The sequence below is a fragment of the Mesorhizobium sp. B2-3-6 genome (genome assembly GCF_006442305.1).
GTDB lineage: Bacteria > Pseudomonadota > Alphaproteobacteria > Rhizobiales > Rhizobiaceae > Mesorhizobium.
Genome location: NZ_VFVW01000001.1, coordinates 295872 through 311999, shown reverse-complemented (window position 1 = coordinate 311999; position 16128 = coordinate 295872). Strand labels below are relative to the sequence as shown.

The 16128-nt window shown below is 65.2% G+C and carries 19 protein-coding genes; 9 read left to right on the top strand and 10 right to left on the bottom strand.

Annotated features, from left to right (window positions below):
- Positions 1-22: 22 nt before the first annotated feature.
- Both FJ953_RS01500 and FJ953_RS01495 read right to left on the bottom strand, forming a co-directional pair.
- Positions 23-682 carry a GntR family transcriptional regulator gene (locus tag FJ953_RS01500; RefSeq protein ID WP_140499104.1) on the bottom strand — a complete coding sequence of 220 codons (660 nt, stop codon included), beginning with the start codon at positions 680-682 and terminating at the stop codon, positions 23-25.
- A gap of 20 nt (positions 683-702) precedes the next feature.
- Positions 703-1587, bottom strand: a complete 885-nt coding sequence (locus FJ953_RS01495; protein WP_140622880.1) for a dihydrodipicolinate synthase family protein — start codon at positions 1585-1587, stop codon at positions 703-705.
- A gap of 251 nt (positions 1588-1838) precedes the next feature.
- On the opposite strand from FJ953_RS01495, the gene FJ953_RS01490 reads away from it, so the two are divergent.
- Positions 1839-3800, top strand: a complete 1962-nt coding sequence (locus FJ953_RS01490; protein WP_140559841.1) for an acyltransferase family protein — start codon at positions 1839-1841, stop codon at positions 3798-3800.
- A 149-nt stretch (positions 3801-3949) separates the two neighbouring features.
- Positions 3950-4255 carry a hypothetical protein gene (locus FJ953_RS01485; RefSeq protein WP_140499110.1) on the top strand — a complete coding sequence of 102 codons (306 nt, stop codon included), beginning with the start codon at positions 3950-3952 and terminating at the stop codon, positions 4253-4255.
- A 107-nt stretch (positions 4256-4362) separates the two neighbouring features.
- On the opposite strand, the gene FJ953_RS01480 is transcribed toward FJ953_RS01485, so the two are convergent.
- Positions 4363-4959 (bottom strand): DUF6456 domain-containing protein, encoded by a 597-nt coding sequence (locus FJ953_RS01480; protein ID WP_140521422.1) that lies wholly within the window; start codon positions 4957-4959, stop codon positions 4363-4365.
- A gap of 134 nt (positions 4960-5093) precedes the next feature.
- On the opposite strand from FJ953_RS01480, the gene FJ953_RS01475 reads away from it, so the two are divergent.
- Both FJ953_RS01475 and FJ953_RS01470 read left to right on the top strand, forming a co-directional pair.
- A complete protein-coding gene (locus tag FJ953_RS01475) occupies positions 5094-5375 on the top strand; it encodes a DUF982 domain-containing protein (protein WP_140499114.1) in 282 nt (93 codons plus the stop codon).
- A 99-nt stretch (positions 5376-5474) separates the two neighbouring features.
- A complete protein-coding gene (locus FJ953_RS01470; protein ID WP_181167247.1) occupies positions 5475-5777 on the top strand; it encodes a DUF982 domain-containing protein in 303 nt (100 codons plus the stop codon).
- A gap of 237 nt (positions 5778-6014) precedes the next feature.
- Here the strand turns inward: FJ953_RS01470 and FJ953_RS01465 are convergent, their stop codons facing one another.
- Positions 6015-6680, bottom strand: a complete 666-nt coding sequence (locus tag FJ953_RS01465) for a GcrA cell cycle regulator (protein WP_348640079.1) — start codon at positions 6678-6680, stop codon at positions 6015-6017.
- 42 nt (positions 6681-6722) lie between these two features.
- Entirely contained in the window at positions 6723-6869 is a 147-nt protein-coding gene (locus FJ953_RS30735) for a hypothetical protein (protein WP_246671744.1), read from the bottom strand.
- Between the two features lie 299 nt (positions 6870-7168).
- Between FJ953_RS30735 and FJ953_RS01455 the strand changes: the two genes are divergently transcribed.
- Positions 7169-7873 carry a helix-turn-helix transcriptional regulator gene (locus FJ953_RS01455; RefSeq protein WP_140499435.1) on the top strand — a complete coding sequence of 235 codons (705 nt, stop codon included), beginning with the start codon at positions 7169-7171 and terminating at the stop codon, positions 7871-7873.
- Between the two features lie 63 nt (positions 7874-7936).
- Here the strand turns inward: FJ953_RS01455 and FJ953_RS01450 are convergent, their stop codons facing one another.
- The gene (locus FJ953_RS01450) at positions 7937-8239 is read right to left on the bottom strand and encodes a hypothetical protein (protein WP_140622878.1); all 303 of its coding nucleotides are present in this window, start codon (positions 8237-8239) and stop codon (positions 7937-7939) included.
- A 173-nt stretch (positions 8240-8412) separates the two neighbouring features.
- Here FJ953_RS01450 and FJ953_RS01445 point away from each other — a divergent pair, with 173 nt between their 5' ends.
- The 4 genes from FJ953_RS01445 (at position 8413) to FJ953_RS01430 (ending at position 10722) form a co-directional block, all read left to right on the top strand.
- Positions 8413-8781 (top strand): hypothetical protein, encoded by a 369-nt coding sequence (locus FJ953_RS01445; RefSeq protein WP_140622876.1) that lies wholly within the window; start codon positions 8413-8415, stop codon positions 8779-8781.
- A 191-nt stretch (positions 8782-8972) separates the two neighbouring features.
- Positions 8973-9533, top strand: a complete 561-nt coding sequence (locus FJ953_RS01440) for a hypothetical protein (RefSeq protein ID WP_224519033.1) — start codon at positions 8973-8975, stop codon at positions 9531-9533.
- A 2-nt stretch (positions 9534-9535) separates the two neighbouring features.
- Positions 9536-10150: a hypothetical protein gene (locus FJ953_RS01435; protein WP_246674681.1), complete on the top strand. Its 615-nt coding sequence runs from the start codon at positions 9536-9538 to the stop codon at positions 10148-10150.
- Positions 10147-10722, top strand: a complete 576-nt coding sequence (locus tag FJ953_RS01430; RefSeq protein ID WP_140516193.1) for a hypothetical protein — start codon at positions 10147-10149, stop codon at positions 10720-10722. The genes FJ953_RS01435 and FJ953_RS01430 overlap by 4 nt, the downstream gene beginning before the upstream one ends.
- Before the next feature lie 22 nt (positions 10723-10744).
- Here FJ953_RS01430 and FJ953_RS01425 read toward each other — a convergent pair whose 3' ends face one another.
- The 4 genes from FJ953_RS01425 to FJ953_RS01410 all read right to left on the bottom strand — a co-directional run bounded on the left by FJ953_RS01425 (position 10745) and on the right by FJ953_RS01410 (position 15976).
- The gene (locus FJ953_RS01425; protein WP_246674679.1) at positions 10745-11827 is read right to left on the bottom strand and encodes an ionic transporter; all 1083 of its coding nucleotides are present in this window, start codon (positions 11825-11827) and stop codon (positions 10745-10747) included.
- Positions 11828-11987: 160 nt separating this feature from the next.
- Entirely contained in the window at positions 11988-13271 is a 1284-nt protein-coding gene (locus FJ953_RS01420; protein WP_140622875.1) for a hypothetical protein, read from the bottom strand.
- Positions 13272-13397: 126 nt separating this feature from the next.
- On the bottom strand, positions 13398-14414 hold the full coding sequence (locus FJ953_RS01415; RefSeq protein ID WP_140516199.1) for an ABC transporter permease: 1017 nt from the start codon (positions 14412-14414) through the stop codon (positions 13398-13400).
- A complete protein-coding gene (locus FJ953_RS01410) occupies positions 14411-15976 on the bottom strand; it encodes a sugar ABC transporter ATP-binding protein (protein WP_140622873.1) in 1566 nt (521 codons plus the stop codon). Before FJ953_RS01410 ends, FJ953_RS01415 begins: the two co-directional genes overlap by 4 nt.
- Positions 15977-16128: the final 152 nt, after the last annotated feature.

Here is a 16128-nt window from a genome sequence, read left to right as displayed (position 1 = left end):
AGGCACGGCGCGGCCTGCTTCCTCAGATATGGAGCGCCAGCCGGCGCGCATTGTCGATATGCTGGCTGATCGCCTCGACCGCCTTTTGTGGATTGCGGCTTTCGAGGGCTTCGATCACGCTCAGATGCTCGCGCATCACCGGCACCACGCGCCCGTCGATGCGGAACCGTTCCTGGTGGATCAGGCGGATCTTCACCGAATTGACCAGATAGGCCTTGGCAATGATCTCGTTGCCGAGCGCATCGATGAAAGTATCGTGCATGGCCCAGTCGATGGTCTGAGCCCTGGCCTCCATCTCCGGCGTCGGGGTCTGCGCCAGCGCCTGCGCAAGCATGTCCTCATGCTCGCGGCGCAAGCGCGCGAGTTCGTCGTCGGAGGCGCTGACGGTGAACAGCGCCACCGCCTCGCGCTCCATGAACAGGCGGAACTGGAAGGCCTCGCGGATCAGGCTGATGTCGATATGCGCAATCTGCATGCCGCGCTGCGGGATCGTCGTCAGCAGCCCCTCGGCTTCCAGGCGCGGCACGATCTCGCGGATGGCGCCGAGCGGCAGGCCGGTGAAGGCGACGAGTTCGCGCTGCGACACGAACTGGCCCGGCTTGAGGTCGCGTGCCAGCAAATGCCGCGTGAAGCTGGCATAGGCCTGCTCCCGCAGATTTGTCTGGTCGCCGCCATTGGCCATTTCAGCGCTTCCCTTCCCCGTCAGGCCGCCGCGGCCGCGAAAAGAGTGTCGTAGGCAGCGCCAAGCTGCTGGCGCCCCGGCGCCGCGATCGGCTCGAGCGGCGGCCGCACCGCCAGCCAGCGCTCGTCGCCGGTTTTGCGCGCCACCATCACCTTGACCGCCGGAATGACCGGGTGCTTGAGCAGCTCGAGCACGAAACGCTCGACCCGCGCATCGTCCTGCCCCGTCTGCGCCATGGCGAGGACCTCGCCGGCGGCGAAATTGGCCATGCCCGAAATCGCGCCCTGGCCACCGATCCTGACCGCCCGCGCCAGATGCCGCTCGTCACCGATCAGGATCACCAGATCGCCATGGGCGCCGAGCAGCGCCTCGCTATAGGCCCAGTCGCCGCCGGAATCCTTGACGCCGGCGACCACGTCCGGAAACGCCTGGCGCAGCCGGCCGATCAGCCCCAGCGAAAGCTGCACCGTGGTGACCGAGGGGATGTTGTAGAGCAGCACGCCGCGGGCCAGCGGACCGAGAGCGGCAAAGACAGCGGAAAACCAGCCGAAAAGGCCATCGTCGCCGATATTCTTGAAATAGCTGGGAGGGGCAAGGAGGATGTTGCGGGCGCCGCGCTGCAAGGCATGGCGAGCCTGCTCGGCTGCATCCTCGGCCGCATCGACCAGCACGCCTGCGACAAGCTGATGCGGCGCGATGCCGGCCGCCAGCATCGCCTCGGTGACGGCCCGCCGCTCCCCGGTGCCGACCGAAGCGCCCTCCCCGGTGGTGCCGAAAAGCGTCACGCTGGTGCAGCCCTGTGCCAGGCAGCTCCGGGCCAACGTCACCATGGGTGGAATGAGGATTTGCCCCGACGCATCGAAAGGCGTGGCCAGGGCAACCGAAAGACCAAAACGCGATGTCACCAGCGAGTCTCCCAAAGAGCAGTGCGCAGGTAGTGCTATCACGCTAACATGTTAGTCGTAAATAGGGCGGATGCAAATTTACGGAAACGCAAGTTGTGATGGTTCCGGTGCAGGCGCTATCCATGCCCAGGCCCGTTTGTGCCGTTTTTCCTTTTTCCTGCCATGTTGCGTTGCGAAAGATTTGTTGCATTGCGATACGATCCGCCCCGGCCGACAATGGCCGCGGGTTGGGCTTGCACGAAGGATTTGTCGTGGCAGCATCGTTCCGACCCGATATCGAGGGAATGCGCGCACTGGCGGTAGCCGGTGTCGTCGCCTATCATTTCGGCCTCACAGCCCTGCCCGGCGGCTTTGCCGGCGTCGACATCTTCTTCGTCATCTCCGGCTATCTCATCACAAGACACCTTTTGCAGGAGATCGGCGAGAGCGGCCGGCTGAACCTGTGGCGCTTCTATGCCCGCCGCGCCCGGCGGTTGCTGCCGGCCTCGCTGTTCGTCATCCTGGCCACGCTGCTGGCCGGCGCCTTCATCCTGTCGCCGGAGGAACAGGCGCTCTATTCGAAGGGGGCGATGTTTGCCTCGGCCTATATGATCAACCTGTGGCTGATCCGCTGGTCGTTCGACTATTTCGCTTCAGACGCCGCCAACAACCCGTTCATCCATTTCTGGTCGCTATCGGTGGAGGAGCAGTTCTACCTCGCATGGCCGGCGCTGCTTGTTCTCGCCGCATGGCTGCGGCCGGGACGGCGCGCGGCCATCGTGGTCATCGGTGTCACCGGCCTGGTGTCGTTCGTGGCCTGCGCCTGGCTGACCAGCGTTTCGCCGCCCTGGGCTTTCTATTTCTCGCCGCTGAGGGCCTGGGAGTTCGCCGCCGGCGGGCTTGCCACGATGGTGCCGGCAAGTTTTCTCCGGTGCCACCCGCGGCTGCGCGCCGCGCAAGGCTGGCTCGGCCTGGCGCTGATCGTGCCCGCCTATCTGCTGCTGGACGAGGCGCTGCCCTTCCCCGGCCTGCTGGCGCTGCTGCCGGTCGTCGGCACGGTGCTGCTGCTGGTCAGCGGGGCAGGCGAGCGCCAAGCGGATGGCAAGCTGGCCGGCGGCCCCGCGGCTCTCCTGTCGCTGCCGCCCATGCAATGGATCGGCAAGCTCTCCTACTCGCTCTATCTCTGGCACTGGCCGGTCATCGTCTATGCGGGAATGGTCACCGCGGAGCTTTCCGGGCTGGACAGGTTTGCCTGCCTGGCACTGACGCTGATGCTCTCCATCTTCACCTATCACGTCATCGAAAACCCCGTGCGCCGCAACGGCTGGCTGATGGCAAGCGCCGCCCGCGCGCTCGTGCCCGCGGCGCTGCTGACCGGCGCCGGCGTGGTCGCGGCCTACGCCAATGCCAAGTTTGCCGTTCACGAACTCGATCCGGAGCAGCGCGTCATCGCCCAAAGTGCGGCGCGTCCATCCACCGCGCGCGCCAGGGGCGGCTGCGTGCTCGACTACGAGACCATCACCCCGAAGCCCTGCGTGTTTGGCGCCAAGAATGTGAAAGGCACGATCGCCTTGTTTGGCGATTCACATGCCGACCACTGGTCGACGCCGCTGATCCAGGCGGCCGAAAAGCGCGATTACCGGGTGGTTACCTGGCTCAAATCCTCGTGCCGGGCGTCCCGGCTGTCGACATGGTCGAGCAAGCTGAAGCGCGACTACGCCGAATGCGACCAGTGGCGCGAGCAGTCGATCAAGGAGATCCTGGCGCTGAGGCCGGCCCTGGTGGTGATCTCGGAAATCGCCCTGACCAGTTCGCGCAAGATGGCCGCCGGCAAGGATGAGCCCGACAGTCAGGACGCGGAGTGGAAGGCTGGCCTGCGTTCGACGCTGGAGACGTTCAGCAAGGCCGGGCTGAAAGTCGCCTTCATCCGCGACGTGCCCTTCAACGACGAGCAGGTCGACACCTGCGTGGCGCGTGCGCTGTGGCGCGGCGACACGCCCTCGCTCTGTGATCAGACGCGCGCCTATGCCGCCAACGACGCCATGGCCGCGGTGGAGCGCGACGTCGTGCGCAGCATTCCGAACGCCCGCTATGTCGATATGACCGACCAGTTCTGCAACCAGACCACCTGCCATGTCTTCATCGGCGGCAAGATCGCCTTCCGCGACCGCCACCATCTGGCGACCGCTTTCGCCGAGACGCTGGAGAAGCCGCTGGAGAAGGCGCTGTTTTAGAAGGGGTTAACGTCCCTTCTTCAAAGGCGCGCTGCCAAGGCGCCGCCCCCTCACAGCGCGCGCGGGCACGAAACATTGGTTTACCGGCTTTATGGGAACAGGGCCGCGAGGGCAGCGTTTATTAGATGAGCCTTAAAGAGGAGGTTGCCATGAAGAAACTCTTGCTCGCATCCGTGATTGCCGTCGCTTCGGCGGTGGCCGTGATCGCCCCGGCAAATGCCGCCAGCATCACGCTTGGCATCGGCAACGGCTATGACGACGATTATTATGTTCCCAGATATCGTCACCACTATCGCGATTATTCCGACGATGACGGCTACTATCGCCGCTACAGCATGTATGACGAGAGCTACCGTCCGCGTTACTACGGTCATCGTCGCTGCCACACCGAGGTGATCAAGCACTGGCGTCATCACCATCGGGTCATCGAGAGAGTCCGCGTCTGCAGGCGTTGACCTGACAACCAATCCGGCCGGCATCGCGCCGGCCGGATGTCATGCACAGCGCCATGCCCTGGAGCGGAGCACTTGTCGTGCGCGCCGCAACTCCTCGGGGCCCAACCTTATCTTCGCATCATCATCCCGTAATGCATCGCCAGCAGATCGAGCCCGATTCTCAACAGCTTTGCCGCCACGTCCCTGCCCTCGCTCATCTCTCCCGCCACGCCTCTGACCGACTGCTCCAGGCACACGATCTTCCGGACCACGTCGACCACCTCCCAATGGCCGAGCGCGCGGGTCGCGGCGGCGTGCGACCGTCCGGCATTGAGCACGCTGTCGGTGATGCCGCCGCTTGTCCTGTCGCCGTCGACGCGTTCGCTCCAGCGCATCGGCTTGATATCAGCCTGCTGGCTGGCGCGGAAATCCTCGCGGTAGCGCAGACCGGCTTCGCGCTGCTGGCGCGACAGCGAGGTGATGCCCAGCAGCGGATCGATGCTGCGCACCCGCACGATACCACCGGTGGAGGTATGGCCGTCATTGGACACCTCATAGACGCGCCGCGCCTCCGATGTCCCGGTTGCGAGCCGCTTGCGGCCGAACTCATCGTCCCGCAACGCGAAATCATGGCCGACCTCGCGGCGGATGCGCACCTGCTCGGCCTCGCCCTTCGGCAGCTTCGGCGTCTGCGGTTTGGCTGATCTGGCGGCTTTCTTGCTCATGGCTGCGTCCTTGTGGGGAGTGGATTGAGGTGCTGGCTGGCGGGGCAGCAATCCCTGGCGAAATTGGCTGCGTGCGCCGGAACCAGCGGCGAGGCTGGGCGTTGTGCCGCACCAAACCAACAGGAGGTATGCCCATGACCGCCTTCATGCCGGTGACCTTGCGCTTCTGCGACAACAAGACCATGCTGGTGGGCTCCATCGCCCAGGCGGCGACCGCGCTTCGCCGGCAATGGCCTGACAAGACGGCCACCGCCTATCTGGATGCGGCAAGGCTGGTCAGGCTCGCCATCGACGGGAGCTGCCGCCAGCGCGTCGCCTTCGAGGCTTTCACCAAGGCGGCCGGGCAGCAGGGGCTGCTGGTGGCAAAGCCGCGTAGCCGCGCCCATGAATGGCTCGACGCCGCCGCGGGCCCGTGAGGCGGCTGAAAACGTGATGCAACCGCGCCGCCGCCTTGCACGTTGATAGGGGCTGGCTTCCGAGCCGCGCGCAACGCCAAGGTAACCGCCGTGGGTACCATGAAAACAGGATCTCCGCTCAAAGTATGCCTGGACGGGCATGTCGAGGTGATCGACAGCGTCGTTGAGGCAGCCGACTTCCTGCAGCGCTGGCCGGTTGAACGGCGTGGTCACGTCTACCGCAGTGCGCTCAACGCGTGCAGTGCGGCCATCGCGGCGCAGATTTCGCACGCCGACGCGATGAAAGCGTTCACCGGCTTCGCGCGGGTTACCCGCATATTGGCCGGCGATGACGGCCGGCCAGCGATGCCTGATGCAATGAGCGTGCGGATGCCAAAGCAGGGCCACGATCTGCCAAAATAAAAGCGTTGCGTGGCCGCCGTTCTCGCCAGATCGCCAACACTGCAAAAGAAAAGCCAGCGTTGCAGCAAGCTTCTTTCTCCCCGTCTTATGGAGAGAAATGCTTAGCAGGCCAATGAGAGGCGCCAACGCTTCGATACCTTGCATCTGAACCAATCTCCCAAGCTCTCGGATGTGTTCCCAATCCTGACCGGCGTTGCCTCCTGCCGGCATCGTCTCCCGAGAACCGGGGAAGGTAGCTCACCCCGCCTCGCAGACACGCCGGTGGAAGCGCGCCTGGTGATAGGTGCAGTAGCTTTTCATCGCCCTTGTGCGCATGCCGCAGCACAGCATGTGGACGCCCGGCCGGCCTCCGGGAGCATCGTTTTCCGGATTTTGCTCCAGCGCCAGGTCGAGCGGAGCGCGGCAGCGGCCGAACAGGCAGTCGACGAAGCGCATTGCCACGCCATGCGGCTGGCGGCCGATCGGGCTTCGATGCGGCACCGGTACCTCGAGGCGGTAGGCTTGCCCGTCCGCGATCAGCACGCCGGCCTCGCGCGCTGCGAGGCGTTCCGCACCTTCACCCTTCGGCACGCGCTTGTGTCCGGCCTTGGCGGCGCGGTCGGCGGCTTTGTCATTCGCCCTCTCGGCTGCCGCGATCCGCTTGCTGTTGGCAAAGCCGATAGAACTCAGCATGGCGTTGCGGTGAACGATGCCAATGATGGCGTCGCGCGACACCGGGCTGCCTCGCGACGCGCTGAACCGAGCCGCGATGCGCGAGGCGGAAAGTCCGTCCGTCAGCCAGCCGGCGATCGCCTGCAATTCCTTGTCGCCGTAAAGTGCCATGTCCTGGTCTCCGTCCATTGCGCGGCCGCGGCAGCGCGCGACGCGGCCGGCGAGTGTCGGCCCGCCGCAGGCGGTGGGCATTGTCGGGTTCGATCCGGCCTGTCGGCCGTTGGATTGGCGGCCTCAGCCCGGCCGGCCGTCCAGCGCGGCGAGGCGCGCCAGCCGCGTCTCTGCCGTCACCCGGTCGGGTGCGGAAACCGCCCTGCCCGTCAGCCTGTCAAGCAGGATCACGGTGCCGTCCTCGGTGCGGATCAGGGAGCGGATCCGCACCGCGCTGAATTGGGGGCCGGAGCCGCGGGGAGCGGCGGCTCCGGCCGTTCCGGCCGCCGGTGACGGGCGGACCGGACGTGCGGCTGATGCATCGGGGCAATCAGCCTCGCGCTTCGCCCTGGCCGGGGAGGAGGACAGCCGGGGCGAAAGGGAATGAGCGCTGGCCGGCTCGCGTGAAGCTGGCCTGAGGGCGCTTTCGACTCGGAAGGGGTTGAGCTTTTGCATGAACGGATATAAGCATAACTCAAAAGCTTATGCAAGCCATTCTTTCATGGACGAAAGCAGCGCTTGTTGGTCACATGGGCGCCATGGTGAAAACGCAACTGTCGATCAAGGTCGGGGCGGCAATCCGCCAGGCGCGCAAGCAGCGCGGCCTGGTCATGCGCCACATCGCCGAGCACAACGACACCGACGTCGCCGCCGTCGGCAATTGGGAAACCGGTCGCAACCTGCCCAAGACGGAAAACCTCCTGAAGACTGCCGCCTTTCTGCGTGTCGACCCGGTGGCGCTCGGCAAGGGCGAGGTGGTTTTCCTCGACGATGCCGGACCGGTCAACGACGCCGAGATCGTCACCGACGCCGGGCCGCCCCCCGCCGGGCCGATGGACATCCAGGTGCTGGGCGCCGCCGTTGGCGGCGACGACGGCGATTTCACCTTCAACGGCGAGCCCGCCGGCTACGTCCAGCGCCCACCCGGCATCCGCAACCTGGCCAAGGTGTTCGCGCTGCATGTGCTCTCGGATTCCATGGTACCCCGTTACGAGCCCGGAGACCTGATCTATTGCGGCGGCCGCGATGCCGTCCCGGGCGATCACGTGGTGATCGAAACCTTCCCGGAAGAGAACGAACGCAACGGCAAGGCCTTCATCAAGAAATTGGTCAAGCGCACCGCCGCCGAACTGGTGGTCGAACAGTACAATCCGCCGAAGACGTTGACCTTCAACCGCTACGCCATCAAGCAGGTCTGGCGGGTCATTCCGTTGAAGGAATTGCTGGGCTATTGAGGGCGACGGGGCAATTCTTCCTCCCACAAGGAGAGCAGGCAAAACCCAGCGTCGATGCCACCCTCACGCCCGCCCCGATCCCTCCAGCGACATCTCGCGCTCGCTCAGCATCAGCGCCTCGCTGCGCACGCGCTGGCGCTCGTCGATAAACGCCGCCCGGATCTGGATCGCCGTGCCCGGCAGCCCGTCGGCGCGGCAGGCCGAGCAGACCAGCCGGCCCGAAAGCGCTGCCAGCGGCGTATTGCCAGTCACGCCGAAGCGCCGCAGCTGATCGGGCTTCCACCACCTGTTGCGGCCGCAATCGGCGCATTCGACCGATATCGAAACGACATCCGCAATCACTGATCCCTTGCCCGTCAATGCCATCGCGGCTCGCCTCTTTGTTCCTTGTTTGTTCGCATATTCCTGTGTTTTGAAACGAGAGTCGAGTCGCATCTTTCAGGGCTCCGCAAAAGTTTCTCTTTCGCCAATTTTTGAGTTATGCTTCTATATCGCTTGCAAAGCCGAGTCGGCGCGCGTGCAGCACCCCGGGAGAGACGATGGACGCCCTTGCCGCCGATTTCGCTCATGCCTGCGGCTATGGCGGCGACAGTCACGCTCTCATCGAGGCCTTCGCGAGAATCCGCGAACACGGCATCCGCCAGGCGCGCCTCGGCCATTTCAGGCGCAAGGTGGTCGTCGACGCGCTGAAACAATCGGAAGCGCTTTTCCTGGCGGCGATCGGCCCGGCGCTATCGGCACAAGAAGCCATCGAGGACGCCGCCCGCTTCATCTCCTTCTGCCGCAACATGCCGCGCTGGCGCCAGGAACGGCGCCTGGCGGACCTCGCCAGGGCGAGGCAACAACGCCTGCTGGCGCGCTTCTTTCGCCGCTACGGCCACCGCATTTGGGCCTTGCAGGCGGCATAGGCGGGCTCGCTAAGCCGTCGGCGACCACACTGCGCCACGAGAGAGACGCAGCCACGAGAAGGACTGGGCAATGCCGCCATTTGCGGGTTCCCATCCGCGCGTTTTCTTCCTAGATTGCCTGCGGGTGGCTGATCGTTCGACGTGCATATCAGGGAATGTTCAAGACTGCCCGTTCAAGAGTCCAGGCCTGGATGACGGCAGGCGCGGGAACCATCGCCGCGCTGTTGGCGGCCGGCCTCATGGGCGCCTTTGGCGCCCTGCCCGCTCACCCTCCGCCGCAACTGCCGTCCGATGCCGCCATCGATGCCGGCCGCTGGCGCATCAAACCGGTGCGTGCCTATGTCAGCCATGCCGACATCCATGGCGTGCCGCTGAAACCGGGCCAGAAGGCACTGGTGCTGGAGGCCGACATGACCAACCGCACGGCCGAATCCAACAAGGCCTACTTCGCTGTCTTCAAGCCGGAGGGAATCACCCTGCCGGACTCGATGCCGATGATCGCCCTGATACGCGATTCGACCCTGGCGCCGGAACTGCACCCCGGCATGACCGAGCGCCTGGCCTATGTCTGGCCGCTGGCCGGCGACGCCGCCGTGCCGCCGACGCTCGCCTTCGGCGTCACCGCGGAGATCTTCAAGCCGCGCGACAATCTCTACGGCACGCCCGGCTGGTACAATCCCTACCGTCTCGGCACCGTGACCTTGCCGCTCGCCGATATGCCGGCAACGGACACGCCGGGAGCCGGCTCATGAGGATGCGGGTCCTCGGCAATCTCGCGATTCTCGCCGCCACCGTGGCGCTGAGCTACGGTATGCAGCTTTCCAAGCCGCATTATGCCGACCTCACCGCGCCCATCCCGGTCGACGGCGCCATGCACGACACGGTGCGGGCACGCAGCTTCGACGTGCGGCTTGACGAGGTTGTCTTTGCCCGCGCGCTGAAGACCAACCAGTTCGGGCAGCAAAAGCTTTTGACGACGAGCGGCGTGTGGGCGGTGGTGACGACCAGCCTCACCGCGACCGACGCCTCCATCACGGTCGCGGACGGCATCTGGCAAGGTCCGACCGGTCTGCGCTACCGCCAGACGGAGCGGCTGGGCTATCGCCAGGACATGCCGCCGCACGGCGTCGATCCCGGCTTGCAAAAACGCGGCCTGTTCGTCTTCGAAGTACCGCCCGACCAGATCGGCGGCGCCAGGCTGCTGGTCTCGGAACGCCAATTTGGCGCGCTCGACGCGCAGGCCCGCATCAGCTTCGACGGGTTGTCTGCCGGCGCCGATGGACAACCGGCCGGCATCCTGCCGCAATACGATCTGGATGCACCACCGGGCCAGACTTCTCCGGGCCAGACACCGCAGGGCAAGCCATGAGCGCCGTCGCGACCGACATGGGGCCGGCCGCCGAGCGGCAGGTCGAGAAAAAATGGCGCAGGCGCAGCCTGGCGGCGCTTGTCATCCTGCTGCCGCTGGCGCTGGCAGAAACCAGCCATGACAGCTTGCGCGAATGGCTGGGCGGCGAAGACCTCATCGCCAGGGATGTCGAGTTTGGCCAGTCCGCGCACTTCGGCGGCAGCGACTGGAAGCTGGCGGACCTGCGCGGCGGCAAGGCCGGCCGCTTGCCCGATCAGGCCTTCGCCGTCATCGCCACCTTCTCCGTCACCGTCGGCGATCCCGACTTGCAGAAGCAATGGCTGGGCTGCAGGCTGATGCTGACCGATGCCGCCGGCCGCCGCTGGCTCCCCGACATGATTTCGGGCGTCAGACTGCCGGACGGCGTGATGAACTGCACCTCGGCGATCTTCTCCGGCGCCAAGACAGGCGACGTCATCACCATCGGCGACACCTTCATCGTGCCGGAGGATGCCATCAAGACCATCCGTCCCGCCATTGGGCTGGGAAGCGGGCGGCCGTGGTACCTGCGGTTTCAACGGCCGCCGAAGTAGCGACAGCGCCGGCAGTCCGGAGTCACGGCACGGCGATCAACAGGACGTAGGCAACAAAGACGACGAGGTGAGCAAGTCCGGTGAGAACCGTCGTGCGTCCGGTACTGAAACTTACGACACTCACCGCAAGGGCCAGAACCAGCAAAATCACGTCGCTCGGACCGAGACCGAGGTTGAGCGACTTTCCGGTGATGAGGCTGGCCGCCGCCACTGCCGGGATCGTCAGTCCGATGGTCGCGCACGCCGAGCCCAAAGCGACGTTCAATGCGCGCTGGAGCTCATTCCCCCACGATGCCTTGATGGCGGAGATCGCCTCGGGGAGCAGCACGACAAACGCAATCATCGCGCCGACGATCGCATCCGATTGCGGGATCTGCAGATAGGTAAGGCCATCTTCAACGCCAGCCGCGACCCGTTCGGTCAGCAGGACGATCCCGACCAGTCCCAGAAGCAGGAAGACGAAATGCGTTGGCACGCCGTGGACCTGCGGAGAATGGCTTTCCGGAGCGCTCTCACGCACCTGCACCTCCAGGAAGTCCTCTTTCTGGCTGTAGCTCTGGGCGAAAACGAAACTGCCGTAGAGCAAGAGCGACAGCAGCGCGACGAAGGCCAGTTGCGTGGGAGAAAATGTCCCGGGGCTGGTGGCAAGCGTATAATTCGGGAGCACCATCGTCAGCACCGTGATCGCGGTCAGCACCGAAAGAAAGGAACTTGTGCCTTGCCTTCGGATGTCCTGGTGGCGGTGCCGCCACCCGCCAAGTGTCAGGCACAGCCCCACGATGCCGGTGCAAACGATCATGACCGTGGAGAACACGGATTCTCGCGCCAGGGTCGGATTGTTGGCGCCATGTCGCATCATCGAGACGATGATCGACACTTCGATCGTCGTTACGGCCAAGGTAAGGACCAGGGTGCCGTACGGCTGTCCAACACGTCGGGCTATCGCCTCCGCATGTCGCACCACGGCAAAGACGGTTGCCAAGGTAAGGATGATCGATATGCCGGCAACGATCACCACAATCGCCGTCCGATCTTCGATCGGCTCTATGTTCGATTGCAATATCAACGCCAGCGCGCAGCAGACCACAGGCAGGCCGAAGGTCATTGCCTCACTTCGACGGCGGAAGAAGTAAGTCATGCCATTCTCTTCGATCTTGCGAGTGCAAACAGGCGGTCTGTTTACGAGACCAGGAAAGATCGCACTTTCGCCCCATCGCACGTACATGGCAAGGCGCGGCAAGGATACGCTACGGTCGTTCCCGTCGCTACCGGGAACGACCGCCCCCCTTCGAAAGCGAGAACGCCGTCTCCAGCACCGCGGCGAGGAAGCAGATGCGCAGCGGCTCGACCAGGATGCCGGTGGAGGAATCCTGGAACGGGCTGCCGAACAACAGCGTCACGCCATGCGACAGGATCTGCCAGACGTCGAGCTCGTGCGGGCCGATCAGCCGCGTCGCGCCGAGCCACAGCCAGGCCGCGCCCCAGTCGAGCAGGCGATAGCCGACGATCAGCGTACACAGCAATACGAGGCTGGAACTCACCGTCAGCCGCACGCCATTGGCGATCGGCAGATAGCGCGAGCGGTAGCCGGCGACGAAATGCTCGACGAAATCGCGCAGGAATCTCGGCAGGCCGGCATAGCGCTTGCCGACGCGTTCCAGCCGGCCGTGCACGCGCATCAGTGCCGTATCGTCGCGCACATCATAGCCATAGATCAGCGCCGCCATCACCAGCCAGATCAGCGGCAACAGCATGTAGAAGAACAGGTTGACGGCGATCGTCGAGGGCGCGATCGAGGTGATCTCGACCGGCACCATCGGCGCGGCCGTCGCCGCTGGCACCGGTCTCGCCAGCCCGTCGGCCGACGCCTGCAGAACCGACCAGAAATTGCGGCTCATCAGCCATTGCAGCGCGCTGTCCTTCCAGCGGCTGATGACGTAGAGGCCGACGAAGATCCAGTTGGTCTCGCAGATCACCACCACGATCTGCCAGAACGAGGCGGCGCCCGTTTTCGCCTGCATGAACTTGGCCAGCCGGCGCACCAGCCAGGACACCGCCACCGAGGCCAGCAGCCAGCGCGAATCCAGCACGTCCAGAACATTGGCGCTCTGGCCGAAGCCGGCCTGGTCGAGCGTTTCGCGCGAATATTGCCGCACGATGTCGCCGAGGAACCCCCAGGCCGCGTAATAGGCGAAGAAGGGCAACAGCGCGATGGTGATCATGCGCACCAGCCGCGAACCGCGCCGGTCCGCGGTTCCCTGCCCCTCGGCGACCGTGGCCTTTTCCGCGCCACGCTGCGCGGCCAGCACATGGGGCAAGCCGGGACGCAGCACATGGAACATCGCCACCGTCACCACCAGTTGCGCCAGCGCCACTAGCGTCAGCATGGCGAGCCCGGCGAAATGGTTTGCGAGCGCCACCTTGGCCGCCAGTTGCAGCAAGAGATCGCCGGCCAGAACACCGGCCAGCACCAGCACGACGAGCTGCGGCCAGAACCGCCGCAGCAGCGAAAAACTCAAGCTGATCGGTCTGATGATATCGGCAAACATGGGGTTCTCTCAGAATGCCACCCGCCCGAAATCCTTCTAGCAAAGGGGGGTTGTTTTGCAAGAAAGGTGGCGAGCTCTCCTGCCAGAGCGGCGATTTCCCCTTCTCCGACAACAAGGGAGAAAGAATTAGCGCCTCACCCGCGACTTCAGCCAGCGATCGAACGCCACCGCCAGGATCAGGATTAGGCCGATGACGATGCTTTGCGTGTAGGACGAGACGTTGTTGAACTGGAGCCCGTTCTGCAGCACGCCGATCAGGGCGGCGCCCACCACGGTGCCGCCCACCGAGCCGATGCCGCCGAACAGCGAGGTACCGCCGATGACGACGGCCGAAATGACCGTCAGCTCGTAGCCGATGCCGGCCACCGCTTCGGACGAATTCAGCCTGGCCGACAGCACGAAGGCGGCGAGCCCGGCGAAGAAGCCGACGATGACATAGACCGAGACCAGGATGCGGTCGACGCGCAAGCCCGACAGCCGTGCGGCCTCGGCATTGCCGCCGACGGCGTAGACGGCGCGTCCATAGCGCGTGTAGCGTAGCACGATGTGGCACAGGATGGCGGCCGCCGCGAAGATGATCGCCGGCACCGGCACGGGGCCGATCAGCCCGGTGCCGAACCAGCGCATAGAAGCGTCGAAGCCTGAGATCGGGCCGCCATTGGAGATGGTCAGCGTCAGGCCGCGAAACACGGTGAGCCCGCCAAGCGTGACGACGAAGGGCGGCACTTTCAGCCTGGTGATGGCAAAGCCCTGAACACCGCCGGCCACCGCCCCCACCACCACGGCAGCGAGCAGCGCCGCGAACCAGCCATAGCCCTGCGTTCCCGACGTCGACAGCGACAGTGTGTTGGCGGTGCCGCCCTTGGCGACCACGGCCGCCACCATGCCGCAGAAGGCGAGCAGCGAGCCGACCGAAAGATCGATGCCGGCGGTGAGGATGACGAAGGTCATGCCGAGCGCGATCAGCCCGGTGATCGATATCTGGCGGGTGATGTTGAACAGATTGATCGGATCGATGAAGCTCGGCTTCAGCACGGTGAAGACGACCACCAGCGCCGCCAGGAATAGCAGCGGCCCGAAATTCATCAAGAGCCGCGCAATGCTGATGCCGCCACGCCGGCTCTGCTCCTCGGCCACGCTCATCGTGCCTCCTCCTCAACCGCTCCCGGCTGGTCGAGCGCCATCAGTTCCATCAGTTTTTCCTCGCTTGCCTCGATGCCCGGCATCTGCCCGGTGATGCGCCCCTTGCGCATGGTCACGATCCGGTCCGACACAGCCAGCACTTCGGGCAGCTCGGACGAAATCATCATCACCGCTATGCCGCGCGCTGCCAATTGCACCAGGATCTGGTGCACCTCGGCCTTGGCGCCGACATCAACGCCGCGCGTCGGCTCGTCGACGATCAGCACCTTGGGGTCGCGCGCCAGCCAGCGCGCCAGGATCACCTTCTGCTGGTTGCCGCCTGACAGGCCCTCGATCGCCTGCTCGGCCGACGCCATGCGGATCGATAGCATTTTCCGGAACCCCGCCAGCGCATCGCGCTCGCGCCGCTCGGCCATGAAGCCGAAGCCATTGCTGAACCGCCCGAGCGAGGCGACGGAGAAATTCGGCAGGATGCCGAGCGCGGCGAAGATCGCCTGATGCTTGCGATCCTCAGGCACAAGGCCGATGCCGAGCGCTATGGCATCCGCCGGCGAGGCCGGCGCGATGGGCCTGCCGTCGAGCGTGATCGTGCCGCCCGCGATCCGGTCGGCGCCGAAGATGGCGCGCGCCAGCTCCGTGCGACCCGAGCCGACGAGGCCGGCGACACCCAGGATCTCGCCGGCCTTCAGGTCGATATCGACGCCGTCGAGCACGATGGCGTGCGGCGCTTCGGGGTCGCGCACGGTGCGCAACCCGCGCACCGACAGCACGACGTCGCCGGCCACCGTGCGCTGCGCCGGCCGCGCATAGAGCTCGGACGCCGCGCGGCCGACCATTTTCTCGATGATGCGCGGCAATCGGATCGGCCCGCCTTCGCGGTCGAGATTGCCGGCCAACCTGCCGTCCCGGAGCACCGTCATGCGGTCGCAGATGGCGGCGGCCTCCTCCAGCCGATGGGTGACGAACATGATGGCGACATGGTCCTTGCGCAGCCTGTCCATGATCGACAGCAGCCGCTGCACCTCTGTCTCGGTCAGCGCTGATGTCGGCTCGTCCATGATGATCAGCCGGCTCTTCAGCGACAGCGCCCGTGCAATCTCGACGAGCTGCTGCTCGGCCACCGAAAGCGCCGAGACCGGCGTCATCGGATCGATCGTGAGGCCGACGCGGGCGATGATGGTGCGGGAGTCCTGCTCCATCTTGCGCCAGGAGACGAGGCCGAGCGGACCGGTCGGGGCGCGGCCGATGAAGATGTTCTCCGCCACCGTCAGCGTCGGGATCAGGCTGAGCTCCTGGTAGATGGTGACGATACCTAGCCGCTTGGCATCCTGCGGGCTCGACGGCCGGTAGTCGGCCCCGTCGAAAATGACATGGCCGCTGGAAGGCGGCATGACGCCCGACAGGATTTTCAGCAGCGTCGATTTTCCGGCGCCGTTTTCGCCGAGCAGGCCGAGGATTTCGCCAGGCCTGACGTCGAGCGAGACATCGTTCAGCGCGGTGACGCCGGCGAAATGCTTGGTGACGCCTTCGATGGAGAGCAGGGCGGGTGCGGCTTCAGCCAATGATTGCTTCCTCGATGCGGTTCATGCTGGCTCCGTCGGCGCTCGAACGCCCCCCTCTGGCCTACCGGCCATCTCCCCCTCAAGGGGGAGATTGGCGGTATCACCGGCCGCGCTTTTCCTCGAACGTTGAAGAATTAGCGAAAGCAGAACAA